The 16948-nt window shown below is 33.0% G+C and carries 11 protein-coding genes and 1 tRNA gene; 10 read left to right on the forward strand and 2 right to left on the reverse strand.

The features are described from left to right. Positions 1 to 156 precede the first annotated feature (156 nt). The 9 genes from Q4Q34_RS09500 (at position 157) to Q4Q34_RS09540 (ending at position 12280) form a co-directional block, all read left to right on the forward strand. The gene (locus Q4Q34_RS09500) at positions 157 to 711 is read left to right on the forward strand and encodes an RNA polymerase sigma factor (protein ID WP_303318692.1); all 555 of its coding nucleotides are present in this window, start codon (positions 157 to 159) and stop codon (positions 709 to 711) included. 113 nt (positions 712 to 824) lie between these two features. After that, the gene (locus tag Q4Q34_RS09505) at positions 825 to 1973 is read left to right on the forward strand and encodes a FecR family protein (protein ID WP_303318691.1); all 1149 of its coding nucleotides are present in this window, start codon (positions 825 to 827) and stop codon (positions 1971 to 1973) included. A gap of 158 nt (positions 1974 to 2131) precedes the next feature. Then, positions 2132 to 5506 carry a SusC/RagA family TonB-linked outer membrane protein gene (locus Q4Q34_RS09510; protein ID WP_303318690.1) on the forward strand — a complete coding sequence of 1125 codons (3375 nt, stop codon included), beginning with the start codon at positions 2132 to 2134 and terminating at the stop codon, positions 5504 to 5506. Positions 5507 to 5516: 10 nt separating this feature from the next. Further along, complete coding sequence (locus Q4Q34_RS09515; RefSeq protein WP_303318689.1) at positions 5517 to 6971, forward strand: RagB/SusD family nutrient uptake outer membrane protein; 1455 nt, start codon at positions 5517 to 5519, stop codon at positions 6969 to 6971. Between the two features lie 17 nt (positions 6972 to 6988). Next, entirely contained in the window at positions 6989 to 7873 is an 885-nt protein-coding gene (locus tag Q4Q34_RS09520; protein ID WP_303318688.1) for a hypothetical protein, read from the forward strand. Next, positions 7873 to 9018: a hypothetical protein gene (locus Q4Q34_RS09525; protein ID WP_303318687.1), complete on the forward strand. Its 1146-nt coding sequence runs from the start codon at positions 7873 to 7875 to the stop codon at positions 9016 to 9018. The genes Q4Q34_RS09520 and Q4Q34_RS09525 overlap by 1 nt, the downstream gene beginning before the upstream one ends. A gap of 53 nt (positions 9019 to 9071) precedes the next feature. Then, positions 9072 to 10472, forward strand: coding sequence for a peptidoglycan DD-metalloendopeptidase family protein (locus Q4Q34_RS09530; RefSeq protein ID WP_303318686.1), 1401 nt, complete (start codon positions 9072 to 9074; stop codon positions 10470 to 10472). 220 nt (positions 10473 to 10692) lie between these two features. Further along, positions 10693 to 11928, forward strand: coding sequence for a metallophosphoesterase (locus Q4Q34_RS09535; protein WP_303318685.1), 1236 nt, complete (start codon positions 10693 to 10695; stop codon positions 11926 to 11928). Between the two features lie 55 nt (positions 11929 to 11983). Further along, a complete protein-coding gene (locus Q4Q34_RS09540) occupies positions 11984 to 12280 on the forward strand; it encodes a thioredoxin family protein (RefSeq protein WP_303318684.1) in 297 nt (98 codons plus the stop codon). 2 nt (positions 12281 to 12282) lie between these two features. On the opposite strand, the gene Q4Q34_RS09545 is transcribed toward Q4Q34_RS09540, so the two are convergent. Continuing rightward, entirely contained in the window at positions 12283 to 12951 is a 669-nt protein-coding gene (locus Q4Q34_RS09545; RefSeq protein WP_303318683.1) for a polysaccharide deacetylase family protein, read from the reverse strand. Between the two features lie 6 nt (positions 12952 to 12957). Continuing rightward, complete coding sequence (locus tag Q4Q34_RS09550) at positions 12958 to 16269, reverse strand: DUF2723 domain-containing protein (protein WP_303318682.1); 3312 nt, start codon at positions 16267 to 16269, stop codon at positions 12958 to 12960. 240 nt (positions 16270 to 16509) lie between these two features. On the opposite strand from Q4Q34_RS09550, the gene Q4Q34_RS09555 reads away from it, so the two are divergent. After that, a tRNA-Gln gene (locus Q4Q34_RS09555) sits at positions 16510 to 16582 on the forward strand. The last annotated feature ends 366 nt before the right edge of the window (positions 16583 to 16948 follow it).

Genomic DNA, 16948 nt, shown 5'->3' on the forward strand with positions numbered 1-16948 from the left:
TATTTAAATACCAAAGCTACGAAGATTGATTATATGTATAAAATTTATTGTTGATTTATACGGTCTATTAAATAATGTAAGTAAATTTCTAAGCATAATATAAATGACTAGCAGATAATCCTAAATTCATATATTTGTTTATTAACTATATGTTTTTTGCAAGAATTAAATAATGTACTTTTACGATTAAAACAGGGTGATAAAGAGGCATACAGGTTTTTGTTTGACACTTTTTATCCTAGGCTTTATATGTTCTCATTAAAGTATGTGAAAGACCATTTTATTGCCGAAGAAGTCGTAGGAGATACTTTTTTAAAGTTGTGGCAAAAACGTCATAAGGTTCATAAAATAGAAAATATTAAATCGTATTTATATAAAATGGTACGAAATACATCTTATGATTACCTAAAAAAAACAGACCATAACGTACGCTTAGATGTAAAGAGCCATGATTCGTTTACACTTACTAACGATTATATTATTGAAGAAGAAGTACATGCTATTTTAATTAAGGCATTAGAATCATTACCGCCAAAATGTAGAAAAGTCTTTAGTTTGTCCTGCATAGAGAAGTTAAAGTATAAAGAAATAGCGGAAGAACTTCAAATTAGTGTAAATACAGTTAAATCGCAAAGAGCCAGAGCTATCGAGCTTTTAAAAATTCAATTAAAAGGCCATCTATTTCTCCAAGTATTTTTAGAGTTATTATAATTTCTTCAATTTTTTTCCACCCATTTTAAGTTTTTATCAGTCATACTAATAAAACAACATCATAATTCTTTTAAAAAAGCTTTATATGTTGAAAATAATACAAAAGCAATTTTATGGAATATAGAATTTCGAAATTAATATATAAATCAATTTCTAAAACAATAATCAAGGAAGAAGAAGTTGTTTTGGATGATTGGCTATCTCATGCAAAAAACAGAAAACTTTATGAAAAAATAATCGATAGCGATTATATTCAAAATAAAATTTCCAGTTATAACAAAATAGATGGCGATAGGGTTTATAGAAAAATTGAATCACAAATTATTGAAGCCTCTAAACCACGTTACATAAAATTCCTTAAATATGCTGCGGTATTTATTGGGATGATGTCATTAACATATTTTTATCAACAAACATGGCTAAATGGAGATGAAAATACATTGCAAATTAATGATGAAAAAATCACTCTTCAATTAGATGATGGTAGCATAGAAATTCTTAACCAAGATGCTTCATCAGAGATTATAGATAAGCAAGGTAATCTTTTAGGAGTTCAACAAGGAAATAAACTTGTTTATGGCGATTCTAATATTGAAGAATCTTTGGTTTATAATACGCTTATAGTCCCAAATGGTAAGACGTTTGAATTAGTTTTATCCGATGGTACTAAAGTGAATTTAAATGCGGGTACTTCATTAAAATACCCTATAAAGTTTTTAAAAGAAGGCAATAGGCATGTCTTTTTAAATGGAGAGGCTTATTTTGATGTTGCCGAGGATAAAAAACATCCTTTTATCGTAAATGCAAATAATCTTAATGTACATGTTGTAGGTACCGAATTTAACGTCACAGCATACCCAGAAGACGATACTATAGATGTAGCATTGGTAGAAGGAGAAGTCGGGTTGTATTCAGGTAAAAATGCTACATATAATCCAATTAATGACATAAGTATATTATCTGGTTATAAAGGTGCTTATAATAAAAATAGTAAACAAATAGCTACTCAAAAAGTAAATACCGGTATATATACTGCATGGATGAAAGGTGAGCTACTTTATAGAAACCTGCCATTTGAGAAAATTATCCCTAAACTAGAAAGACATTATAATGTTACCATTATTAATACTAATGATGATTTAGCTAATGAATTGTTTTATGCCAGTTTTAAAGATGAATCCATAGAAAATGTGCTAAACTATTTTAGCGAAATTCATAAAATAGCTTACATAATACAGAACAACCAAATAATAATTAAATAACCATTTAAAAAACTAACTGCCTGTGAAATAATAAAAAAATTACAAAATTAAAATCATTACAATTATTAAAAAAAATTGGAAGGTGCTACGAACACCTCCCAATCCATTAATTGTGATTTAACTACCTATTGTTAAATAGTTTAAAAACATTCAAAATTATGAAAAAACTTCTTGAAAAAGTAAGTAAGCAAACCTTATTTTTCAAATTTGACCTAAAAATGAAATTAACAACTCTCTTTTTATTAGTAGCTTTATTTAATGTTCAGGCGAAGAGTTATTCACAAAAAGCAAAGATTAGTTTAGATATGGATAACGTATCTATTACTGATGTAATAAATGAAATAGAATCTAAATCAGAGTTTAGATTTATATATAAGATAAGAGAGGTAGATACCCAGCGAAAAGTGTCGGTTCATGTTACTAAAGAGCACATCGAAAAAATTCTACGCATTTTATTTTCTGATGCAAAGATCGAGTATAAAGTACTAGACAGGCAAATTATTTTAAGAAGATTAATTCCTCCAAATAATTTACTCAATAAAGCAAATCAAAAAAATGATACTTCCAATAAACAACAGTTAAAAGTTGGTGGAGTCGTTAAAGATGAAAATGAAATCCCTATAGCAGGCGTAAATGTTATAATTAAAGGGACTTTTAATGGTACTTCTACAGATTTTGATGGTAATTATCAATTGAATGTGCAAGATGAAAATAGTGTGTTAGTCTTTTCTTATGTAGGGTATCTAACACAAGAAATTACTGTTGAAAAACAGAAGACTATAGACGTAGTTCTTATACAGAACTCAGAGTCATTACAAGAGGTTGTCGTTCAGGCCTACAGAACAACAACAAATCAAAAAAATTCAGCAGCAATTTCTAAAATATCTGCAGAAGCTGTAGAAAATAAGCCCAATACGTCTTTGGTGAATACCTTGCAAGCTAGAGTGCCTGGGCTAGTGATTGGATCGGGAAGCGGGCAACCAGGGGCTAATAGTTCTGTAAATATTAGAGGAATTGGCTCTTTAAACGGAGAAACAGAACCTTTATTTGTTATAGATGGAACTCCAGTAGATGGAGATGATTTTAGAGGAATCAATCCAAACGATATTGCAAATGTATCTGTGTTAAAAGATGCTGCCGCCACTGCTACTTATGGAAATAGGGGTGCACATGGTGTAGTAATAATTACAACCAAAACAGGGTCGTACAAATCTAAGTTGGAGATTAGCTATTCACAGTCTTATGGTAGAACTTACCAACAGGATAATACGTTCGATTTAATGAATTCTAGAGACCTTTTAAACTTGCAAAAAGAGTTAGGAGTTGGTAGAGGTGGAAGCTTAACGGATGCAGAAATCAATGTATTGGCAAATCAAAATAATACAGATTGGACAGATTTTATTTTTCAGAAAGGGATATCGCAAAACCATCAAATTGGTCTTAGTTATGGATCAGAAAACCTATCTACATATACATCATTTAGCTATACGGATCAAGAAGGGATTGTAAGAGAAACAGGTTTAGAACGCTATACTTTAAGAAGTAATATTAGAGGGAAAAGTAATAAATTTAAATACGGACTAAATAGTACGATAGGATACTCAAATAGTAAGATTACAACAAATTTAGGAAGCGGATTCGTATTCTTTAATCCTATTGTAGGGGCTTTGTGGGGGCAGCCGTTTTTAAACCCGTATCGTTTAGATGGCACTGTAAACGACGATTCTTTCGACCGATTTCAGCCATTATGGGCGTCGCCTTATATTATCTTAAATAATTTTAGATACAATCCTAATACTGTCAAACAAATAAAAAGTGTTATAAGTGCCAATGCAAGTTATGAGATTGTAGATGGTTTAAGTATAAATGGACAAATAGGAATAGATTATCAGCAAGAGGAAGAATTAAGAGTAATTCACCCAGAGTCAACCAATAGATTGTTTTTTCCTCGTAATGGCGAAAATCAAGGACGTCAAATAGAACGCTATAGAAGAGATTTTGCGTTAAATATTAATGGGTCTATTAAGTACGTGAAGACATTTGGCCAACATACTATTGATGCATCTATTTTTGCAGAAAAATATAAACTTTACAGGAAGTCTTTTGGGCTTATTCAACTAGGTTTAGATTCTAAAACCTTTTCTCCAGGAGATGGTGACAGTTTTATAGACGGAGGTACAGAGGAAAACGGAGAATTTATATATATACCAAGAGTAGAGTCTGATTTAAACGAAGGAGGGCTGTTCTCATACTTCACAATTGTAGATTACGATTACAATAACAAGTTTGGTTTTACAGGAACATTAAGAAGAGATGCTTCCTTTAGATTTGCTTCTACAAATAGGTGGGGTACATTTTATTCCTTAGCTGGTAGATGGAATTTAGACCAAGAGGACTTCATAGAGAATATATCTTTTATAAATAATTTAAAATTAAGGGCATCTTATGGAGAAATAGGTAGTGAAAGAATATCTGGGGGCGATTTTTTTAATGCAGCCAGTGCATCTAGAACCATATACAGGTCTGATACAGGCTACAACAATACTACGGGATATTTTGTTGATGGATTAGGGTTTGAAGATTTAATTTGGGAAACCACGACACAAACCAATATTGGATTAGATTATGGGCTTTTCGATAATCGTGTAAGAGGGACTGTAGATTTTTATAACAAAAAAGCTGTTGATCTATTTTCGCCACGTCTTATATCAGCCATCAATGGGCAATATAATGTAGTTGCCAATGGGGGTAGTGTACAAAATAGAGGGGTTGAGTTGTCTATACAATATGATGTAATTTCTAATGAAGACTTAAAAGTAAATATCTTTGGAAATGTATCTTATAACAAAAACGAATTATTAGACCTGCCAGCTGGAGATGAGGATAATGAAAGAACAATAAATGCAGTTGGGCATGCTATAGGTTCTTACTACCTGGTTCCTTATTTAGGGGTTAATCCTGCTAATGGTAATGCGCTTTACAGAACAAAAGAAGGCGGTGTTACTGAAGTATTTAATACAGAAGATAGAGTTATTTCAGGGTCTCCATTTCCAACATATCAAGGTGGTTTTGGCACTTCAATAGATTATAAAGGGTTTTTCTTAGAGTCTAATTTCTCATTTATAGCAGATGTAAAACGATTTAATCAACAACAGGCTTTTTTCTCTACTAACCCAAGAGAGTCTATTAATTTTAATGTCTCATCTAGTTATAATCGTGCTTGGACACCAGAGAATCCAATAACAGACCAAGAGGGATTGTTTAGTAATCAAGCAGACACAAGTTCGGATAAGTTTTTACATGACGCATCATATTTAAGGTTGCGCTATCTTTCTGTAGGGTATAATTTCTCTGAAGCTATACTATCACACTTACCCATTAAAAGTTGTAGAGTCTATGTACAGGGAGAAAACTTACTTACATGGACCAAATGGCAAGGGCTAGATGTAGAAGCTAATGTTGGAAGGAATTTTGACTTTAGTGATTATCCTAATCCAAGAATATTTACCGCAGGAATAGATGTTAAATTTTAAAAAAATACACATGAAAAAAATATATAATATCTTATTAGTAGTGATTTTCATAGTGAACCTATCTTGTGAAGACGCTATAGATATCGTACAACCAGGAGAATTAAGTGAAGAGGTTGCTTTCGCCAACGTAAACGATTTACAAATAGGGCTAAATGCCGTTTATTTTGGTTTAAATACTGATAACGCCATAGAAATAAGTAGTTTTTTTACTGATGAAACAGCTTTAGGTGTAGAAAATAGTGGGCAAAATCTAGATTTATTAAGATTTCAGTTAAATACCGTAAGTGGCATTCCAGAAAATATGTGGTTAGGTAATTATGCTACAATAAATTCTGTTAATAGAATTTTAAGAGCAGCAAATACTATATCGGTTAATACTGATGAGCAAGATACCTACAATGATATTTTAGGGCAGCTATATGCCATTCGTGCTGCAGAACATTTTGAGCTACTCACTTACTTTTCAACAGATCTGAAGGATGATAGTGCCTTAGGAGTCATTAAGTTAGACATAGTACCTGCATTTGACACGTACCTTCCAAGAGTTAGCAATGGGGAACTCTTCCAATTTATAGAAAGTGATTTATCCCTTGCAAAAAGTTTACTGGACAATAATAGAAGCAACGTTGAATTTATCACATCCAATTTTATTAAGGCTTTAGAAGCTAGAATAGCATTGTATAGAGGTGATAATGATGCAGCTCTTACACTAGCTCAAGAATTGATAGATGATATTCCTCTGGCAACCAGAACACAGTATCAAAGTCTTTTTAGAGATATAAGTACTGATGGTTTAATATTTAAAGGAGAGCGTAACCAAAGTAACAATACAGATGGGATACCATCTTTATACTATTTTAGATTTGCGGGAATTACTGGAGGGCCATTTATGGAGATTAGCAGGTCGTTATTCAATAACCTGAATCCAGATGATATTAGGTATGATGTTATTGTACAAAGTAGTTCACAGATAGATCCTGGTTATGAATCAAACAAGGGAAAAAATGATATTCTATTAATAGGAAAATACCAAGGGCATGATGGTCAACCCCTACTCAATGACTACAAGTATTTTAGAGTAGCAGAAATGTATCTAATAAAGGCAGAAGCTCAAGCAATGCTAAACGATTTGGATGGAGCGGCTACAACGCTAAAAGAATTAAGAGATGCCAGGTTTAGCGCTCCTACAAGTTTAGATAGCTATGCATCGCAAACAGAAGCATTAATAGCTGTTTTAGATGAAAGACGTATAGAATTAGCCTTTGAAGGGCATAGATATATAGATTTAAAACGCCTTTCGAACATCACAGGAACAAGTATAGATAGAGATGCTATAGATTGTGAAAGTTTTAATGCCTGTGAATTAGGAGTTGATGAGTTTTTCAAATTCACATTTCCAATCCCACAACGGGAGCTGGCAGGTAATCCAGAGATAAGGAGTCAACAAAACCCTGGGTACAACTAAAATTAATTTTAAGAACAATGAAAAAATACATTTATATAATCATAATAGCCATTTTCACAACAAATTGTGGAGAACAAGATGTTGCAAGATATGATGCGGAAAATGGAACAACTTTAATAAAGTTTGAGTCGGTAAGTTCTAATGTAGAAGTTGTTATTGATAGCGAGGTAAGTATAGAAATACCAATATCGGTAAGCACATATTCAGAAACAGAACGCTCTATTAATATTGGTGTTGTCGCATTGCCAGATGGTACTGAAGATGCCGCTCAACCAGAACAATATAGTTTTAATGAAACAGTCATCATACCAGCCAATACATTGCATACAAGTTTGGTATTAACGGGTATAGATGAAGGTATAGAATCTGGCGATAGGCTAAGGCTACAATTGCGAATTACTGGAGCTAATTTTGATAATGTAAGTATTGTTGAAGATATACATACAGCAAACCTTATTCAAATATGCCCAATACCAGAAGATTACCTTGTTGGAACTTATGTACTTACAAGTCCGGGTGCAAATATTTGGTGCAGTGGTGGAAGGCCTTCTTTTATAGGTAATGGTGTAGAGGTAGAAGTATCTATTGGAGATTCGCCAACACAACGCGTATTTCAAGCTAAATATTCACCAGGGTCATGCGAAGGGTTTAATGGACCTTATGACTTTGTAATTTCTCTAGCCTGTGGGCGTGCCACTTTAGCGCTACCCGTTAATACAACAGTACGTTGTTCACCAGTGGCCAATATTACTATTGTAGACGATCCTGATAGGGTTACTAATTACACGACTAATGATGATTCGCAGATAACCATCAATGTTATTGATGATATTAATGGATCCTGTACAGCTTGTTGCGGAGCGCCCTTTACAAACCAAAGTTTCACTCTAACAAAATTATAATGATGAAGACATATAAAGAATTATTCTTGTGTATAACAGTTGTTTCTCTCTTTATACTTTTTGGCTGTTCAAACAATGCAGATCAGTTTAATGGGAACAATCCAAAATCTGGATATGTTGAAATTGATGCTGAGAATTTATTGGCTATCAGTGAAGAAGTTGGTTCACTAACACTTCCTGTAAATTTAAATACGTCAACAAACCCTAATGGAGTAGCTGTTTCTTATACGATTGAAGCTGTAAATGGAACATTGCCAACTGGTTTTAATGATATTTCAAATGGTCATGTAATAATTGAGCAAGGAAAAGATATAGGTTTTATTGAACTTGCTATACCAGATAGTGACCAAGAGTATTCGTTTAAAGTGTCGCTTACTCAGGTAGATGATACAGATTTTTCTATTGGTCTTGATGGTGACTCAAAAGTGACCAATACTACTGTTTTTGTAGGTTTAAAAGATACCATTCAAATTACTATAGATGAAAACCCGGATGAAAATCAAGTGCTGGCAAGTTTAGCTTCAAACTTTATTACCGGAACGACGTTTTCAATAGAATCAGAGAGTGTACCAGGCTCTATGGCTGTTGATGAAACCACAGGAGAACTTAGTGTTCTTGATCGTTTCGCTTTCGATAGAGAAGCTAATCCAGTGCTAACAGCAAGCGTTAATATTAATGTGGGGAACACGTCTATTACTAAAAATATAGAAGTCACCTTAAATGATATTACTATTATTTGGTCTGGACCCATGGTAACTTTTACCAAGCTAGATGGTTCAAATTGGAACTTACCAGAGAATCAAGACAGAATCACTGATGATGTATGGATAACAAGACAAAACCGTTGGAGTATTTTTAACATTGCCCAAGGCGATCTTACCTCCAGAATTCGTTGTAATGACAATTCAGTAGATGGAAGTAGACCCCTATTAACAAGATGGGCAAGAGGAAATACAAGCGATCTTGAATCGTTAACATTTACACCATTTTTTAATGGTTATGTATGTGGACCTGGAGTAAACCTTCCTTTTAACCAAGAGTCAGTTTTAGAAATCTACGGAGAGGATATCTTTATTGATTTGGTATGGTTGTCATGGTCTAATAGAGGTGCAGGTGGTTTCAGTTATATGCGTTCAACACCATAATAAATTATACTATATTGCTTGACTATCTATATTAAACTCAAAATACTCATTTCATGAAAATCATAATCAGAGCCCCATTTTTTTTACTGTTAATTTTTTCTACCATTTCTTTTTCACAAGAAAAAGAGTATGGTTTTGATGGAGGGGAATATAAATTTAACACAGATAAAGTGCCTTGTTTAACACAAACACAAAGAACAGCTATTATTAACAACTTAAAAGATAGTCAAGCAGTATTAAAATCACAAAACAAACTAGTTAAAGCGAATAAGAGTATTCCTAATCCGTTATTTATTTGGCCAGTAAAAAAAGCAAGCGGTGTTACCTATAACGAGGTTTGGGCTATTTCAAATTATGTAGATCATAATACGGCTTTCCCTGATCAAATTACAGATTATAATGGGGGTAATAACTCTTATGATACAAATAGCGGATATAATCATCAGGGGACAGATATTTTTACCTGGCCTTATACATGGAAAATGCTAGATGACAATGCAGCTGAAGTTATTGCCGCATCCAGTGGTCAAATTATTTTTAAAAGAGATGGACAGTTTGATAGAAGTTGCTCATTTAATAATAATCCTTGGAATGCTGTTTATGTAAAACACAATGATGGTAGTGTGGCTTGGTATGGACACCTGAAAAGTGGATCATTAACAACAAAAAATGTTGGAGACATGGTTGCTCAAGGCGAATATCTAGGTGTTGTAGGTAGTTCGGGAAATTCAACTGGGCCTCATTTGCATTTTGAGGTTTATGAAGATGATAGCTATAGCTATGATAAATTAATAGATCCTTATGCTGGACCTAGCAATAATTGGAATGCGACTACATGGTGGGCATCTCAAAAATCCTACACAAACCCTACAATTAATGCCTTTACTACTAATACTGGTGATCCTGATTTTGGATCGTGTCCAAGTACAGAGGTCACCAATGAAAGTAATCAATTTGATTCTGGAGATACAGTTTATTTTATAGCTTTTTTAAAAGACCAGTATATCGGTTCTTCTTTAAACATTAAAGTATATAACCCCAGTAATGCCTTGGTTTATGATTGGAATCATACTATCCCTAACAACGGTACGACTTATTGGTGGAGATGGTCTGCACCAGTAGTTGATGAAGGTGTCTGGAGAGGTGAAGCTACTTTTGAAGGGGTTACAATAACACATTCTTTTAATGTTGGAGGTAGTTTAAGTATAGAAGAACCTGATATGGAAACAACATCTGTATACCCTAACCCTGTTAGTGATGAATTATTTATTAAATCTAAAACGAATATTAAAGAGTTATTAATTACTAATATTCTGGGAGAAGTCGTATTAAAGGTTGAGAATAATCAAGGCATTCATAAATTAGATACGCAATTGCTCTCTAGCGGATTGTATTTTGTAACACTTAAAAATGAAGAAAAACAAGTTAAAACAATTAAGATATTTAAAAATTGAGGGAAATAAAGAATAGTTAATTAGTTTATACAGTGAATTAAGTATCTAGTTTAGTTGTAAACCTCAGGAGATTAGATAAAGCTTCTGAGGTTTTTATTTTGATTTGGTTTTGATTTAGGCGGAAAATTAAGATTCAAAATATAATCTTAACAATTAGTTAAATAAAATTCACTTTGCAATCATTAACTTGAAATACTATTATATTTGGTAAAAAAGAGATATGCTTCGCTGGATTATTTTCCTTGTTATTTTTGGAATTGCAGATATTTATGCTTTTCAAGCCTTTAAAACAATTTCAAAAAATAATTGGCTTCAAATATTATATTGGTTTATTACAGTTTTAGTAATAGGTAATTTTGTGTTTCATTATTACAGTTTTAACAGAAGTGATGGGTTCTCTCATGGGCATGCTTATGCTTTTGGATTCTTTATAGCCTTGCTAATACCCAAAATGGTTTTATTAGTCTTTATGGTTGGAGAAGATATTATTAGAGTACCGCAGGCCGTTTTTAGGTATTTTACGGAAGGCGATACAGCTAAAGGAAATTATTTTGCATCCAGACGTCAGTTTGTAAGCAAGATAGCACTAGGTATTGCGGCTATACCATTGGCTTCGATTATTTATGGTATTTATAAAGGAAAATACAATTATAAAGTATTAAAATACACACTTCACTTTGAAGATTTACCGAAAGCTTTTGATGGTTATAAATTAACTCAAATTAGTGATATTCATTCTGGGAGTTTCGATAATATGGATAAGGTTAATTATGCAGTTGACTTAATAAACGACCAACAAAGCGATATTATATTGTTTACAGGAGATATGGTGAACAACAAAGCAGAAGAGCTAGTGCCTTATAAAAATGTTTTTGGTAAACTAAAGGCTAAAGATGGGTTGTTTTCTGTTCTGGGAAATCATGATTATGGTGATTATGTTCAATGGGAATCTGAAGACGCAAAAAAGCAAAATTTAGAAGATTTAAAAAATCTCCAGAAAGAAATTGGGTTTGATATGCTATTGAATGAAAGTAGATACTTGGAAAAAAACGGTGAGCGCATTGCTTTGGTTGGTGTAGAAAATTGGGGAGCAGGGGGATTTAAAACAGCAGGTGATTTAAAACAGGCTTCAAGTAGTATTAACAAAGATGATTTTAAAATATTAATGAGTCACGATCCGTCCCATTGGGAAAAAAAGGTGATTAAGGATGATTATCATTATCATCTAACATTAAGTGGACACACTCATGGTATGCAGTTTGGAATTGAAATACCTGGTTGGTTTAAATGGAGCCCTGTGAAATGGCGTTATAAATATTGGGCAGGAATCTATGAGGAATTAGGACAATATATTAATGTAAATAGAGGCTTTGGATATTTAGCATTTCCAGGACGCGTTGGAATATGGCCAGAAATTACAGTTATAGAACTTAAAACAGGCTCAAATAGTGCATAATTGCTAAGAAATGCTATATTTGTATATGCACAATTTGGCTAAAAAACAATAAAATATGTCAAAATTTGGGGAACTTATAGATGTGGAAATTCCTGTTCTGTTAGACTTTTACACGGAATGGAATGAGCAATCAACTGCAATGCATCTTGTTTTAAGAGATGTTGCTGCTGCACTAGGTGACAAAGCTAAAGTTATAAAAATTGATGTTGAAAAGAATGAAGAACTTGCTGAAGCTTTAAGAGTGAAAACCTTGCCAACACTTATTATTTATAAAGATGGTGAGATGAAATGGCGCCAAAGTGGAGAACAGGATGCTAATACGCTTATAAGTATTATTCAGCAGTTCGCTTAGTATTAAATAGCTTTAAATGTATAGCCTTTTTTGCTAAAAAACTCTAATACCTTTGGTAAAGCGTATTGCATGTTTTTTGAAGCCTTTACACTATCGTGGAAAACAATAATACTACCAGGAGTTGCCTTATTGGTAACGTTGTTTAAGCAAGTTTCTTTACTAATACTTTTATCCCAGTCGAAAGATAATACATCCCACATAATTATTTTATACCCCAAGGCCATGAGTCTTTTTCCTTGTTCGAGTGTTATTTGTCCATGAGGAGGCCTGAAAAGAGTTGAGATTAATGATTTTTGATTAACGGTTTTTGAATTTTGAATTTGAGAATTTATTATTTCCTCGGCTTCAATCGTGTTTTCAAGATAATCTTTCGTTTTAGTTTTCCATCCTTTAATATGGTTGTACGTATGATTTCCAATAGTATGCCCCTCTGCTATAATATTTTGAAAAATATTAGGGTGTTTTTCAATATTGTTACCAATACAAAAAAAAGTTGCTTTGGCGTTGTATGTCTTTAAAGTTTCCAGTACCCAATTTGTGATTTCAGGAGTAGGGCCGTCATCAAATGTTAGATAAATAACATTATCTATTGATGGTATGTCCCAAATATAATTTGGGAATATTTTTTTTACAATTACTGGTATTTTTACAGGTGCTAAGGCATACCTCATACCAAATTAATTAGTACTGTCAATTGGTATGATACTATCCATTGACGGAATATCTTTTTCAACTTTTGGTGTTAATTCTTCTTCTGGCTCATCACCATAAAAATGCCTAAAAGCTTTTAAATGGTTATTAAATATATCACCTTCTTTTTTAGCAAATTCTATGTCATATTCTACTAAAACATCTATCAATCCTTTATAACGTTGAATGTCTGTGTAAATATCCTCAAATAAACGTTCTTGATTATCTGTTTTTAGACTACTATAGTAACTTAAGTTTTCTTGGTATTTTTTAGCAACGTCTTTAAATAAACGCTGTGCTTTTTCTTTATTTCCAACTTCGTAGTATGCACTAATGTAGGGCTCTAAAAGTGTATAATATCCAAAATATTCAACAGGCATATTGTTCATAGCAAGATCTGCTATTTCTTCAGCCTTATCTAGTTTTTCTTCATTAATTAATGTTTCAATTAACCTCGCTAAGTTTCCTCTATAAGTTATAGAGTTCTTACGAGTTTCAACATCATGGTAAATATCTGGACTACCACTATTACCCCAATTCCATTTTTTTACCTTTTCATACATAAGATCAGAATCTACGCGTCCCATATCAAAAGGATTCGCTCTGTCTACAGGTGTTTTGATAGGGACTAGTTTATAGCACATACCATCAAGCTGTAGATAATCTTTCATCCAGATATAATCATCATCACCAAAACTACCCCCAGTAAAATATATAGGGCGTTTCCATTCGTTGTTGGCGACAATATCAAGCATAAGTAATCTGTTTTTGTAAAGCGCACCCCCTTTAATTTTTATGTCAATGTAAGGCACTATTTTATCTGCATCCTCAGACTTTACAATACCAGACTTTAAAGCATTCTGTTTATTTACAGGAATTCTTAAAAATTCAGTAGGGAGGTATGTGGCGTTTAAATCTTGGCTTCTAACTTGAGAAAGATCAACGCCTTTTTGCTGTAAAACATATCTGTATTTTGTTTTAGGATTGTCGCTACCCACAAAATCCAAAAATTGTTTTACTTCTAATGTGTCTTTTATAACGGGCTGTATTACTATATAATCATTTGTACCGTATTTATATAAATCATGTGTCAATTGAGATGGTATAGGGTCACTTTCGTATGCCTTACGTTTCATTTGGTCTATATACCAATCTGTTTGGAATAAACTAGTATTAACTACGCGTACATCGGTTCTATAGCCTTCAATTTCCTGAGCATACCAAAGCGCAAACGTATCATTATCACCAATAGTAAATAAAATAGCATTTTCCGCACAAGAATCTAAATACTTTCTTGCCATAGCTTGGGCTGTATATTTACCAGATCGATCATGGTCATCCCAATTGTTGGCAGCTAAAATACCAGGAACTAATATTAAACAAGCTACTGTAATTATAGGTGCAGCTAACTTTTTTGGTATGTATTTTTTTAACACATCAAAAATAGCATATACTCCAAAGCCAATCCAAAGCGCAAATACATAAAAAGAACCTACAACCGAATAGTCACGTTCACGAGGTTCAAATGGACGTACATTGGTATATACCTGAATAGCTAATCCCGTAAAAAGGAAAAAAACAAGCATGGTCCAGAATAGTTTTTTATCTCTGTTGAATAAAAAGAAGAACCCTAGAATACCTAAGATAAAAGGTAACATGTAATAGGTGTTTCGTGCTTTATTATTTTTAACATCACCAGGTAAATTATCTTGCGAAAAACCTAATAGCACTTCATCTATGGGCTTTATACCAGTAATCCAGTTTCCGTGATTATCATAACGTCCTTGAATATCGTCTTGCCGTCCGGAAAAATTCCACATAAAATAACGCCAATACATATATCCTAGTTGGTATTCAAGCATGTAAGCGATGTTGCTTCCAAGCGAGGGTTTTTCAATGTCTATATAATCTTTAAATCGTTTTAGGAAATTGTTGTAATCCTCATAATCTACATTGCCTTTTGCGACATTATTCTTAAAGTCTGAAACAGTTGTCCGCAATTGGTTTTCCATTTGATAATCGGGCTTTAGCTTAAAGTTTAAAAACCCGGAAAACATCATATAGTTTTCAGCATGTTCTGCACTCCACATACGAGGTAAAATAGAAGCATGTTTTGAGTTGTAATTTTGTTTTGCGTCTTTATAATCGTTTACTACAACATATTCTCCTTTTGTTTCGTCTTTTTCATATTTAGGTTTGTCATCTACATATGGGTTATTCTCATCAAGGTAAGCATACTGATCTGTAAACTGAGGCCCATAAAACAAATGTGTTTCAGGATATTGCTCTAAATTATAATAAGCCAGTAATTCTCTAGCACTCGATGGATTGTTTTCATTAATAACCACATTGGCGTTTGCGCGAATAGGAAGCATTAGCCATGTGGAAAACCCAATAATGACAAAGGTTAAACAAAGGATTCCTGTGTTTAGATGAACAAAGTTTTTTTGTCTGGTGTAACGCAATGCAAAATATATAATAGCTACTAAGAATATACCTGCAATTATAGATCCGGAATTAAAAGGTAATCCGATGGTATTCACAAAAAAGATTTCGAAAACACTAAAAATCTTAAGAATATTTGGAGCCAAAAGTTTAAAAATAAATAGTAAAACTGCAACTGAAACAACATTGGCTATAATAAAGTTTTGAACGGTAATGGTTTTGTAGTTTTTAAAATAATAAACAAGACCAATAGCAGGAATGGTTAAGAGCCCCATAAAGTGCACCCCAAAAGATAAACCAATAACAAAAGCAATTAAAATAAGCCAACGATTACCACGAGGCTTATTCATGTCCTGTTCCCAGCGTAACCCTAGCCAAAATAAAATAGCCATAATTAAGGTCGCCATAGCGTATACCTCGGTTTCAACTGCATTAAACCAAAAAGAGTCTGTAAATGTAAACGCTAAACTGCCGACTAAACCACTTCCAAGAATGGCCATGGATTGGCTTTTATTAAGATCTTTATTGTTACCAACAAGCTTTTTTAGTAATAAAGTAATGGTCCAAAACATAAAAAGGATAGTGAATGCACTAGATACAGCACTCATCATATTCATTACCCATCCAATTTGTGAAGGTTCTAAAGCAAAAATGGAGAAAAAGGCACCAAACATTTGAAATAATGGTGCTCCAGGAGGGTGCCCAACTTGTAATTTAGATGATGTTAAAATATATTCGCCAGCATCCCAGAAACTCACGGTAGGCTCAACGGTTAGTGTATAAGTAACGAGAGCTATTAAAAAAGAGAACCAACCTAAAACTGTATTCCATTTTTTAAAGTTGAAATGTTCCATAAATATCTATATTTTTTTGCTTTGGCGAATTTAGTAATAAATATGAAATGAGGCATAACTATTTAGTTACTCTTAACATATATAAACGACGAAAAACAGCATCAGACATAAAAAATAATGATGATAAACCGATGATATTTCAAGCGTTTTTTTAAGAAACGTAAAGTATTCTAAATTATTTTTTAAAAAATACTTGTAGAAATAAAACTTTGTACTAAATTTGCACCCTCAATAGCACATTGGCCCATGGTGTAACTGGCAACACGTTGGTTTTTGGTACCAAAGAGTCTAGGTTCGAGCCCTAGTGGGCCAACATAAATTGTAAAACCTCGATCATTAAATTTGATTGGGGTTTTTTGTTTGAAGAAAGAAGCCTAATGTCCCCAGTATGGCTAGCATTAAGAAGCTTCGCTGTTCCCTAGTATGGCTACCGCTAGTATTTACTAGTGGCGATAAGAGTAAGAAAAAATAATAAAAGGAATTGTTTTAGAAATAGAATCACTTTTGTGTTTTTAATTCGGTACAACACTAGTAAATACTAGGGCTGGGATACTTAGCTTTTCGAAAAGACACCATTTCGAGTTTACACATAATTATACCTTCAATAATTTAACCCCCTTTAATATTTACTTAACCTTGATAAAGTTAAGATTGCATTAAGTTAAAATTACAAGCTTAT

It is taken from the genome of Flavivirga abyssicola, assembly GCF_030540775.2.
GTDB classification, from domain to species: domain Bacteria; phylum Bacteroidota; class Bacteroidia; order Flavobacteriales; family Flavobacteriaceae; genus Flavivirga; species Flavivirga abyssicola.

Coding starts and splice junctions, on each gene's coding strand:
- Q4Q34_RS09505 (WP_303318691.1), top strand. CDS start 825: ATGGAATATAGAATTTCGAAATTAATATATAAATCAATTTCTAAAACA.
- Q4Q34_RS09510 (WP_303318690.1), top strand. CDS start 2,132: ATGAAAAAACTTCTTGAAAAAGTAAGTAAGCAAACCTTATTTTTCAAA.
- Q4Q34_RS09515 (WP_303318689.1), top strand. CDS start 5,517: ATGAAAAAAATATATAATATCTTATTAGTAGTGATTTTCATAGTGAAC.
- Q4Q34_RS09520 (WP_303318688.1), top strand. CDS start 6,989: ATGAAAAAATACATTTATATAATCATAATAGCCATTTTCACAACAAAT.
- Q4Q34_RS09525 (WP_303318687.1), top strand. CDS start 7,873: ATGATGAAGACATATAAAGAATTATTCTTGTGTATAACAGTTGTTTCT.
- Q4Q34_RS09530 (WP_303318686.1), top strand. CDS start 9,072: ATGAAAATCATAATCAGAGCCCCATTTTTTTTACTGTTAATTTTTTCT.
- Q4Q34_RS09535 (WP_303318685.1), top strand. CDS start 10,693: ATGCTTCGCTGGATTATTTTCCTTGTTATTTTTGGAATTGCAGATATT.
- Q4Q34_RS09540 (WP_303318684.1), top strand. CDS start 11,984: ATGTCAAAATTTGGGGAACTTATAGATGTGGAAATTCCTGTTCTGTTA.
- Q4Q34_RS09545 (WP_303318683.1), bottom strand. CDS start 12,951: ATGAGGTATGCCTTAGCACCTGTAAAAATACCAGTAATTGTAAAAAAA.
- Q4Q34_RS09550 (WP_303318682.1), bottom strand. CDS start 16,269: ATGGAACATTTCAACTTTAAAAAATGGAATACAGTTTTAGGTTGGTTC.